The organism is Methanoculleus sp. MH98A (assembly GCF_000691865.1).
In the GTDB taxonomy this organism is placed as follows: Archaea; Halobacteriota; Methanomicrobia; order Methanomicrobiales; family Methanoculleaceae; genus Methanoculleus.
In genome coordinates, this window is the sequence record NZ_JMIO01000039.1 from 1 (window position 1) to 10,041 (window position 10,041).

At 60.0% G+C, this 10,041-nt stretch carries 12 protein-coding genes and 1 tRNA gene; 7 read left to right on the plus strand and 6 right to left on the minus strand.

Annotated elements, in window-relative coordinates:
* The first annotated feature begins 118 nt into the window (after positions 1-118).
* Both EI28_RS06680 and EI28_RS06685 read left to right on the plus strand, forming a co-directional pair.
* A complete protein-coding gene (locus EI28_RS06680; RefSeq protein WP_048113720.1) occupies positions 119-1,822 on the plus strand; it encodes an AMP-binding protein in 1,704 nt (567 codons plus the stop codon).
* An 86-nt stretch (positions 1,823-1,908) separates the two neighbouring features.
* A tRNA-Leu gene (locus EI28_RS06685) sits at positions 1,909-1,993 on the plus strand.
* Positions 1,994-2,045: 52 nt separating this feature from the next.
* On the opposite strand, the gene EI28_RS15295 is transcribed toward EI28_RS06685, so the two are convergent.
* Complete coding sequence (locus EI28_RS15295) at positions 2,046-2,171, minus strand: hypothetical protein (RefSeq protein WP_255342089.1); 126 nt, start codon at positions 2,169-2,171, stop codon at positions 2,046-2,048.
* Between the two features lie 225 nt (positions 2,172-2,396).
* On the opposite strand from EI28_RS15295, the gene EI28_RS06690 reads away from it, so the two are divergent.
* The gene (locus tag EI28_RS06690; RefSeq protein ID WP_048113722.1) at positions 2,397-2,885 is read left to right on the plus strand and encodes an SAM-dependent methyltransferase; all 489 of its coding nucleotides are present in this window, start codon (positions 2,397-2,399) and stop codon (positions 2,883-2,885) included.
* A 42-nt stretch (positions 2,886-2,927) separates the two neighbouring features.
* Here EI28_RS06690 and EI28_RS06695 read toward each other — a convergent pair whose 3' ends face one another.
* Positions 2,928-3,182 (minus strand): DUF2795 domain-containing protein, encoded by a 255-nt coding sequence (locus EI28_RS06695; RefSeq protein ID WP_155937282.1) that lies wholly within the window; start codon positions 3,180-3,182, stop codon positions 2,928-2,930.
* A 376-nt stretch (positions 3,183-3,558) separates the two neighbouring features.
* Positions 3,559-3,819: an RNA-binding protein gene (locus EI28_RS06700; RefSeq protein WP_048113724.1), complete on the minus strand. Its 261-nt coding sequence runs from the start codon at positions 3,817-3,819 to the stop codon at positions 3,559-3,561.
* Between the two features lie 338 nt (positions 3,820-4,157).
* Between EI28_RS06700 and eif1A the strand changes: the two genes are divergently transcribed.
* On the plus strand, positions 4,158-4,472 hold the full coding sequence (eif1A, locus tag EI28_RS06710) for a translation initiation factor eIF-1A (RefSeq protein WP_081432600.1): 315 nt from the start codon (positions 4,158-4,160) through the stop codon (positions 4,470-4,472).
* 77 nt (positions 4,473-4,549) lie between these two features.
* Here eif1A and EI28_RS06715 read toward each other — a convergent pair whose 3' ends face one another.
* Positions 4,550-5,143, minus strand: coding sequence for a DUF2121 domain-containing protein (locus tag EI28_RS06715; RefSeq protein WP_048113726.1), 594 nt, complete (start codon positions 5,141-5,143; stop codon positions 4,550-4,552).
* A 399-nt stretch (positions 5,144-5,542) separates the two neighbouring features.
* On the opposite strand from EI28_RS06715, the gene EI28_RS06720 reads away from it, so the two are divergent.
* The 3 genes from EI28_RS06720 to EI28_RS06730 all read left to right on the plus strand — a co-directional run bounded on the left by EI28_RS06720 (position 5,543) and on the right by EI28_RS06730 (position 7,392).
* The gene (locus EI28_RS06720; RefSeq protein WP_082223105.1) at positions 5,543-5,971 is read left to right on the plus strand and encodes a HAMP domain-containing protein; all 429 of its coding nucleotides are present in this window, start codon (positions 5,543-5,545) and stop codon (positions 5,969-5,971) included.
* 62 nt (positions 5,972-6,033) lie between these two features.
* Positions 6,034-6,783, plus strand: a complete 750-nt coding sequence (locus EI28_RS06725) for a roadblock/LC7 domain-containing protein (protein WP_048113729.1) — start codon at positions 6,034-6,036, stop codon at positions 6,781-6,783.
* A 303-nt stretch (positions 6,784-7,086) separates the two neighbouring features.
* Positions 7,087-7,392 carry a hypothetical protein gene (locus EI28_RS06730; protein WP_048113730.1) on the plus strand — a complete coding sequence of 102 codons (306 nt, stop codon included), beginning with the start codon at positions 7,087-7,089 and terminating at the stop codon, positions 7,390-7,392.
* A 45-nt stretch (positions 7,393-7,437) separates the two neighbouring features.
* Here EI28_RS06730 and glgP read toward each other — a convergent pair whose 3' ends face one another.
* Positions 7,438-8,904: an alpha-glucan family phosphorylase gene (glgP, locus tag EI28_RS06735; RefSeq protein ID WP_369792260.1), complete on the minus strand. Its 1,467-nt coding sequence runs from the start codon at positions 8,902-8,904 to the stop codon at positions 7,438-7,440.
* Positions 8,862-9,683, minus strand: coding sequence for a DUF3417 domain-containing protein (locus tag EI28_RS15445; RefSeq protein WP_369792261.1), 822 nt, complete (start codon positions 9,681-9,683; stop codon positions 8,862-8,864). Before EI28_RS15445 ends, glgP begins: the two co-directional genes overlap by 43 nt.
* Between the last annotated feature and the right edge of the window lie 358 nt (positions 9,684-10,041).

The window sequence follows — 10,041 nt, forward strand, 5'->3', positions numbered from 1 at the left end:
ATCGTTTTTTAAACCATAATACTAATGGGTAATCTTTATGCCCGTTCCGGATACGGAGCGGGTTTCAACTTCGTGAATGCTTTAAACCATAAACGCGCAACTTTTATGGGATCGCGTTATGGCAGATGAAGAGCAAAAACCACCGTCCTACGAGGACCTATGCGCCAATTTCAAGATAGACGTTCCTGAATACTATAACTTCGGCTTCGACGTGATCGACGCATGGGCGAAGAAAGACCGGAACAAGCTGGCGATGATCTGGGTCGACCAGAATGGAAACGAGAAGAAATATACGTTCTTCGACCTCATGCGCCTCTCGAACCAGGCGGTCAACATCTGCCTGAAATACGGTATCAAGAAGGGCGACCGGGTCATGCTGATGCTCCCCCGGACACCCGAATGGTGGATCTTCACCATCGCCCTGATCAAACTCGGCGCGGTCTACTGCCCCGCGACGACGATGCTGACCCCCAAAGACCTGAAATACCGCATCCAGGCGGCCGATATCAGGATGATCATCACCATGGCCGAGCACGCGGATAAGGTGGAGGAGATCCGCGAAGAGTGCCCCACGCTCGCGGTCCGGCTCATGATCGACGGCGTGCGGGACGGATGGGTCAGCTACCCCGTCGAGCTCGACTACCCCGCGCCCTGCTCGCACAAACTGGTGAACCTCCCCGGCATGCACCGGACGAAAGCGACCGACCCGCTGCTGATCTTCTTCACCTCCGGCACCACCGGCGAGCCGAAGATGGTGGTCCACGCCCACTCCTACCCGCTCGGACACATCGTCACCGCACAGCTGTGGCACGACCTGCGCCCGAACGACCTGCATCTCACGATCTCCGATACCGGCTGGGGGAAGAGCGCGTGGGGTAAACTCTACGGCCAGTGGATCGCCGGAGCCTGCATCTTCGTCTACGACATCCGGGGCCGGTTCCATGCCACCGAGATCCTGCCGCTGCTGGAGAAGTACGGGGTCACGACGTTCTGCTGCCCACCGACCATCTACCGGATGCTCATCCTCGCCGACCTCGACAAGTTCGATCTCGCCGACCTGCGCCACTGCTGCAGCGCCGGCGAAGCCCTCAACCCCGAGGTGATCCGGGCATGGGAGGAGGGGACCGGGAGGACGATCTACGAGGGCTACGGCCAGACCGAGACGGTGCTCTGCATCGGGACGCTTCCCGGCATGAAGACCAAACCCGGCTCCATGGGAAGGCCGATGCCCGGCTGGCAGATCGAACTCCTCGATGACGACGATAACCCGGTGGGCGTCGGGGAGGAAGGGCGGATCGCGATCAAGGTCGATCCCCGGCCGGTGGGGCTCTTCTCCGGTTACTTGAACAACGAAGAGGAGAACCGCAAGGTATTCCAGAACGGGTTCTATTACACCGGTGACAAGGCTTTCATGGACGAGGACGGCTACTTCTGGTTCGTCGGTCGTGACGACGACGTCATCAAGTCTTCCGGCTACCGGATCGGGCCGTTCGAGGTCGAAAGCGCTCTCATGGAGCACCCGTCCGTCCAGGAGGCGGCGGTCATCGGGTCGCCCGACGTGCTCCGCGGGCTGGTCGTCAAGGCCTTCATCGTCTTGAAACCCGGGTACCGGCCCACGGAGTCGCTGGTCAAAGACATCCAGAAACAGGTCAAGCAGGTGACGGCGCCCTACAAATACCCCCGCCTGATCGAGTTCGTGGAGTCACTCCCGAAGACCATCTCCGGCAAGATCAAGCGGTATGAACTGCGTGAACTGGAGATGAAGCGGTTCATGGACAACAACTCCCGGGACTCTCCTGCCGTTGGAGAGGGCGGAGAGTAATTACATTTATTTTGTTGGAGATGCTACAGTATTAGGCGCGAGGAACGCCGGGACACGCCAACGGCGGAGGTTCGCCACGCATTCGCGCGAGAGTTGCCAAGCCAGGTCAAAGGCGCCAGGTTCAGGGCCTGGTCTCGTAGGAGTTCGCCGGTTCGAATCCGGCCTCTCGCATGCGCTTTTTCAGGATTGTTTCAATCACGGGATACGTTCAGCGTCCGGCTGCTCAATAAACGATTCCACCGTCCGGTTTCGGCTCGTCTTCTTCCCGCTTTCTTATGACGATGATATCGTCCGCGTCCCGGCAGAACCTTTCCGCAGGGTTCGGTTTCTTTCTCCTCTCTTCCGCCATGTCCGTTATTCCTCCTATCCTGTGTCCCAGGTGCCCACGTTGAGGCGTTAGGCGCTCCTCCATTATGGTCTCATGGAAAACCGCTCCGGTAGCACGGGGAGGCGACCCGGACGGTACCGCAACCCTGCCCCGGGGCAGACTCGTGCCCTTTTAGTCCTCCTGCGCCAACCCCTGACCGAGCGGCACGATACCCGTCCGGGATCGTGCCGGGGAAAGGCTACCGTTATGAATACGCGCGCATTCACCGCAAAACCGGTCGGCATCGTGCATGCCGACAACGAATCGTTCTCAATCGAGATTGACGGGCCGTTCCGGCCGGCGCTCCGGGGGCTCGACGGGTTCAGCCACCTCGTCGTGCTCTGGTGGGGCGACCGGGTCGATACGCCGGAGCGCCGGAGCGAAACGGTCTGCAAAAAGCCGTATACGAGAGGCCCGGAGACGATCGGGATCTTTGCCACCCGGTCACCCGTCCGGCCGAACCCGATCGCGCTCTCGGTGGCTCCGGTCATCGATATCGATAGCACGTCGGGCATCATCCGGGTCGCGTACATCGATGCCGACGACGGCACGCCGGTGCTGGACATCAAGCCCTACCTCCCGGCCACCGAGCGGGTTCGGGATGTGAACGTGCCCGCATGGTCTTCCCACTGGCCGCAATGGTACGAAGACAACCAGGGGTTCGACTGGGCGGCGGAGTTCACCTTCGAGGAATGAGGGCGATACCCGGGATTGCGGCAGTACCAAAAAGAGGCAGGGTCATTTGACCCTGCCGAACTCCTGGCTCACGTCTGCTGCGGACTGGAAAGATTTGTCCTGGAACATCTCGATGACCTGGATCACCGCGTCGGGTGCATTGTTCTTCCTGGCGTGGCTGATCAGGTCCTGCTTGCTGGCCGGATAGTCCATACCGCTGAGGTACTTCTGGAATGCGGATGCACTCAGTTCCTGGACGGAAGCAGCCTGTGCTGCAGAGGCCATTCCGCCTTTAACTGAAGGTCTCTCTTCTGCCATAGCTCTCACCACCTTTTTTGCCTGCATCCCGCATCGCGAGACACAGGCCGCCACCATAGCTCTGGTTGAATAAAAAGGTTCCCGTCGTTTAAGGCGAAAATACCAGAAATTCGGCGTTAGAATATTTCGGGCAGGGGGTGGTGACGGCTGCGCCGGGCGGACAGGCCACCCATTCTCCCGCAGGATAGTGCGGGAGATAGCCTCCTGATGACAGAGGCGGCGTCTCGGGGCCGGGTTCGGTCGCATGCGGCCAAACGGCTGCAAAGACAGGAACCAGTAGCGGAACCGTCCTTACCGGACAATCAGAGGTGAGGTTCGCATGAACCCCGACTCTTCAAAAATGTGGGATATTCGGAATACTGTTCTTCGGGGTTACTTAGTACCGCCGGAAGTCGTTTCTCGGTCTCGGGGGCCGTGCCTCATCGATCTTCAGGGTACGGCCTTCGAATACAGTGTCGTTCAGGGCTTCCTTTGCTGCTTCAGCCTCTTCGGGGCTGGACATCTCGACAAACCCGAAGCCTTTGCGCTCGATGACTCTGACGTCGTTCACCGTCCCGTACTGGCTGAATAATTCTTTCAGTTGTTCCTCATTTACTGAGTAGGTGAGGTTACCGACGTACAGCTTGTTGCTTTCCATTCAAAGATCCTCTTCACACATGTACGCTCAAACCTTAATTATCCTTCGGAAGAAAAACCCGGGAGCGGTTTGGAGTTGGCTCCCCCGGTGCGGGGGCACACCCGCTGCCCAGGGCCGTGCCCGGCAGGGTTGCGGCGTTCCAGGGACCGGATCGCGACGAACGGGTTCCCGGTGCCGATCACCCGGAACACCCCGCGCATTCCAGTTTCCTCCCGCGCGATCACGGTCGTGCGGATCCACCCCGGGACAGATACTTTAATGGTGGCCTGGATCATTGATATACACCTCTAGTAAATATTCGGGCGGCCCTCACCGCCGCCTATTACGGAGTTGATTAACTGGCGAATACACGAGGAACACAGAACAACAGTGGAGAGATCGTACGAGTACGGTTACCGAAGAAGAGAAATCGGGAGATCTTCGGCCGGGCCGACCTGATGCTCGGGGCAAACCACATCCGCGTCCGTTGTGAGGACGGTGTAACGCGCACGGGAAGGATCAAGGGCAAGATCAAAAAGCGGCTCTGGATACGCGAAGGCGACCTTCTTATCATCGTTCCCTGGAGTTTCCAGGACGAGAAATGCGATATCATCTACCGGTACATCAAACCCCAGGTAGACTGGCTCAAGAAGCACAACTATCTCAGTCAGTAACTTCCGCATTTTGCGCGCCGGGGTTGAGGCGGCGTCGCCTGCCTCCGGCAGGGCCCCGCACCCGCTCGGGGATGAACTCAATCCGGGTTTTGTTCTTTTCGAGAATCGTTAGCAATAGCGGCCGGGATATCCGCCGCGGTATCGGTATGCACCAGTACGAACGTTCTGCTCACCGACGCCGTTACGCTTGCCGCTATCTGCATGGTGAGCATGATGAGACGCAGGGCATCCTGGATCGTTCCCCCTTCCCACATCCCCTGGATGCACTGGTTGGCAACCCTCTTCGTGATATCGTTTCCCAGCACCACGAAGTTGCTTGCCCGCCCCTTTTGCATCACCCGCAGCCGGGAATCGACGATCTCGGCAATCACGTAACTACCTTTCGTAGCGTAGAGCCTCTTTCTCGAGATGTTCGCCCCCTCCGTCTCGGTCACCTCGCCGACGAGCGTCCCGTCCCGCTGCGAGACCTTGGTTTTGTCGTCCCTGAGCTGGATCGTCACCCCGATCTCGTCTGCCCGTTTTGCAAGGTCGCTATCGGAGACGATCGCACCGCCGTAGAGTTCGCGCTCCAGGTCTTCGATGGAGGAATCGTCCCCTCCGAATGCGATCTCCCGCATATCTCCCGCCATCACGGCGCCCTGTTTTCCGATGAAAGCAATCACAAGCGTCATACCATGACCCCTCAACCCCCGGCACGGGGCGGGAAGTTGCGCTCACCCCCACTCTCCCGCATTCCGTATCAATATGTTGATGCCCCTTCGGACAGCTGTTTCACGCCGGGCCTACTGCAGTCCAAAGACCCTCCCCCGGGCAGGATATCGGGCACACCTGCGCGTGAAAAATGTTTACAAATTGCAGCAGGCGTATGAACGATTTTCATGTGCACATATATACCGAACTTCAATGACACCGTTGTTTTCGGGGGTTTCCGGATATTATGTTTAAAGGTGCATAAAAATACCTGAAATCGTTTATTGACTATTTAGATCAATTAGAATTTGATATTTTACCCTGACATCAATTTTTGCTAAAGGATAACTTCATATACTAAAGTGAGAAAATACTCTCTCATGGCTGAATCTTTCTCGCAAGAAATCGGGGTGTTCCAGGACGGCCTCACCGTCCAGATCCCAATGTTCTACAAACTCATGGCGAGCATGCTCACCGTTGCAGTCATCCCCATCTTCCTGCTGGGGATCGTCTCGGTGGGGGACACCGGGAGCATCGTCGCCACGCTCGGCCTGCAGAACAGCATCATCGTCATGACCCTGCTCACGGTCTTCGTGGTCTTTATGTGGAGTTTCTTCCTTGCGAAGAGCATCACGGATCCTGTCGAGCAGCTCTCGCAAGCCGCGACCAGCGCAAGCCAGGGGGATCTCGCAAACGTCGAGATCACGGTGACGAGCAACGATGAGATCGGCGAACTCGCAGTCGCGTTCAACCGCCTGATCAACTCCTACAGGATCCTCGACACCCTTGCCAAGGACGACGCCGAGTAAGAGAAACGGGCGGTGAAGACGCTTGTTTTCGACACATTGGATGCAGTCGGGCAGGGTTGCGAATGACGGATAAATTACCGGAAGGGAAGGTCATCGGGGAGATGCAGGCCCCGCTCCGGTGGATCTTCTCCCACACGACCAGGTTTTCCGGAGCGGTGCGGATCACGATGCAGGATGGAGAGGGGTTCGTGCTGGTGCAGAAGGGAGAGCCTCTCGCCGCACAGTTCATGCACCCGCTGAAATCCCTGAGCGGGCCGTCGGCGTTGAAGTACTTCGGCAGCCAGCCGATCCTCGACTTCGGCCTGTTCCGGTACGAGCCCGGGGAGATGCAGGAGGCCCTCGCCGTATCGGCAGAGATGCAGGCCCTCCTGCAGCCCGGCAACGGCGCTCCCACAGTCGAACCGGCCGCGGAGAACGACGAGCACGGCGATATTGTGACCGAAACCGGGCACGAAGACGCCGTACCCCACGACGCATCTCCCAAAGAGGTATCCGATTCGTTCGGGACGTTGCTGAAGCACCCGGGGGTGACCGCCGTTGCCTGCTTTGCCGACGGCCTCTGCACCTCGTCGGTCGGGAATATCGATGCCGAATGTACCGTCGCTTTTTCCGAGGACCTGCTCCGGTGGGCGATCCGCCTGCCATCGGTTGCGCCGTCAAACGGGGCATTCGTACAGATGACGCTCTTTTATCGCAGTGGAAACGTCGTCATCGCTCCCTACGGCGATGACTATCTCTGTATCTTTACCCGGCCGGAGGTGCAGTTCGGCCAGGTGCGGCGGATGATCAAGGAGATGCAGGGCGGGATATGAGCGTATCCCACGGAGAGCCCCTGCAATTCCCATCCGTTTCATTGGACTACCCTGCCTGAGCCGGTAGTATTTTACTGCCAATACCTGCAAAACAACCATTTTATAATAGTTACTCCATTCACCCGCCCCTCATGGAGGAAGGCGGATGACGGCAGGGGAGAGTGTGAGCGCGAGAGAAGCGGGGGTCCGGCGGCATCGGCCGTCTCACAAACAGGCAAAGCCCAATCGGCCACGCGAAAGAGAGCGGCACGCCGGGGATGCAAGAGACGACCGGTGACACGGACGGCCCGGAGAGGTGGCGATATGACCGGAAAGAAGAAGTGGACAAAACGCGGTCTTGCATCGGCAGACGAGGCGACCCGGCAGCGGGTCGCGAGAATCGGCGGGATGGCGCCGCACACCGAACGGGGGCTCCAGGCTGCAAGCGTTGAGACCCGGCAGCGGGTCGCGAGCGCCGGGGGCAGGGCCCCGCACGGAGCAAGAGGCCTTCAGGCCGCCGACGAAGAGACGCGGAAGCGTGTTGCCCGAGCCGGTGGGCGAACCCCACATGTTGAGCGGGGCACCGGGGAGGATTGCAGGAGGGGCTCCCGCAAGGCAACCGCTCCGTAGCCGGCCGGGAGGTGTCCCCATAGAGAACTCCCCCGTTTCACGTGCTCACGGGGAGAAGAGATCGTCTGCTCCCTTCCCCTGCACCTGCGATTTCCAGGCCGGCAATTGTCGGGATTTCGCCGTTGCCGGGTAGCGGGCATATGCCGCTCCCGCAGCCTTCAGGAGCAGCGGGTAGTACCGGGCGACGTACTCCTTCACCATCCGGCGGGACGAGAACCGGGGGCCGTTGCTCTTGATCGACTCTTTCATCATCTTCACCCAGCCATGGGGGATATCGTCGATGGAGCGGTCGTAGTAGAGCGGGACGACTTTGTTCTCCAGGAGGCCGTAGATCGCTGCGGCGTCGATGCCGTCCCTCGCCTCGCAGTCAGCCGCTGTTTCCCCGAACGCCCAGCCGTTTCTGCCGTTGTAGCCTTCGGTCCACCAGCCGTCCAGGATGGAGAGGTTCAGCACCCCGTTGAGCGATGCTTTCATCCCGCTCGTGCCGCTCGCCTCCATCGGGGGCAGGGGGTTGTTCAGCCATATGTCGACGCCGTGCACCAGGTACTGGGCCACCTGGTCGTTGTAGTCTTCGATGAACGCGACCCGTCCGCCAAACCCCGGGTCCTGCGTGTAGCGGTAGATCCGCTGGAGCACTCCCTTGCCTTCGTTGTCGGACGGGTGGGCCTTGCCGGCGAAGATGATCTGGACGGGCTGCCAGGGGTTGTTTAAGATGCGTTTCAACCGCTCCAGGTCCTCGAAGATGAGGTATGCACGCTTGTAGGTCGAGAACCGCCGGGCAAACCCGATCGTCAGGATGGAGGGGTTGAGAAACGCGCCTTCGACCGCGGAGTTCGACGCCCCTCCGGGGCGCGTCGTCCACCGGAGCCGCTCGCGCTCCCGGAGCCGGTTGATGAGTTTCGCCTTCAGCCAGAGATGCAGTTGCCAGAGTTCGGTGTCCGGGATCTCATCGACGAGTTCCCATACCGTTGGGTCGTCGTGCTCCGAGAGCCAGTCGGGCGAGGTCGGGCCGATATGCCGGTCGTAGAGCGCCTTCATCCGGGTGTTCAGCCAGGTCGGGACGTGGACGCCGTTCGTGACGTAGTCGATGGGCACCATCGCTTCCGCGGGTCCGGGCCAGAGGCATTTCCACATATCGCAGGCGACGGCCCCGTTTGCACGCGAGACCCCGTTGTGATGCGCCGACGCGCGCAGGGCGAACGCGGTCATGTTGAACCCCGAGGCGGGGCTTTCCGGGTGGACACCGAGCTGCAGGAACCTGATCCGGTCGATGCCGAGCGCCGCGTAGTAGGGCGCGAAGTAGCGGTCGATGAGGTCGACGGAGAAGACGTCGTGGCCTGCAGGGACGGGTGTATGCGTGGTGAAGACGGAGGTTGCCCGCACCTCCTCGAGCGCCTCCTCGAACTCCATCCCCCGCTCGACCCGCTCGCGGATCCGTTCGAGCAGTGCGAACGCCGGGTGGCCTTCGTTCAGGTGCACCGCCGCGTACTCGATGCCGAGGGCATGGAGCACCTTCCTCCCGCCGATGCCGAGGACAATCTCCTGCCGGAGCCGCTGCTCCCGGTCGCGGCATAAAGCCGGGACGATATGCCCCGGTTCTCGGGGTCGTTGCAGGGGATATCCGTATCCAGGAGATAGAGCGGGATCCTGCCGACCTGCACCTTCCGGACGGCGACGTAGATGGGCGGGTCGATGTGCGGAACCCGGACCACGAGGTCTTCGCCGTCGGCGTCGAGCACCGGGGTAACGGGCGCCGCATCGCGGTCGAGGGGTTCGGTGACGTCCTCCTGCCAGCCGTCGTGGTTGATCTGCTGGTGCAGGTAACCCTGCGAGTAGAGGAACCCGACGGCGACCATCGGGAGGCCGAGGTCGCTTGCTTCTTTCAGGTGGTCTCCGGCGAGGAACCCGAGCCCGCCCGCGTAGATGGGAAGCGAGTGGTGCAGCCCGTACTCCGCCGAGAAGTAGGCGACCGTCAATGGAGGCCGGTCGGCGTACTCCTCGGAGAACCAGGTCCCGGCAGTGCTCATGTACTTCCTGAACCGGTGCATGACGATGTCGTAGCGGTGGCAGTAGGCGGGATCCGCCGCCGCCCTGTTCAGGAACTCGACCGGGATCTCGCGCAGCATCCTGACCGGGTTGTGGACGCTTGCTTTCCATGCCTGATGGTTCAGTTGTTTGAAGAGTATCCGGGCCTCCGGGTTCCAGCTCCACCAGAGGTTGTATGCCAGGTCGACGAGCCCGGAGATCCGCTCCGGGATGTGTGCGAACTGATCGCGTATGGAATCATCCATGAATCCTGTCCCCTTTGGATTGTGTACTGTCCGTGTTTATTATTATATCTGTTTTCATATTTTTGAGTTTAATTGAGAAAATAAGAAATAGCCGGCAACATGATGTTTTTAGAGTTGTGTCGGGGTCTGAGCGGCTGCTCCGGCATACGGTGTGCCGGGTGTCTGCGGGATGTCTGGAAAGGAATGGGGGAGGGGGCCCTGGGTGCAGGAGGTGCTCGACCGCTTCCTGCTGTGATTCCTGTCACGGGGTGAGAAGGGGTCGGTGGTGAGTATCACGTCATGGAACGTTGTTCTTGTGGCTATCATAGTTCCCATGCACGGCTTTCCATGGGATATCGCCACGCAGGGGGGTGGGGAC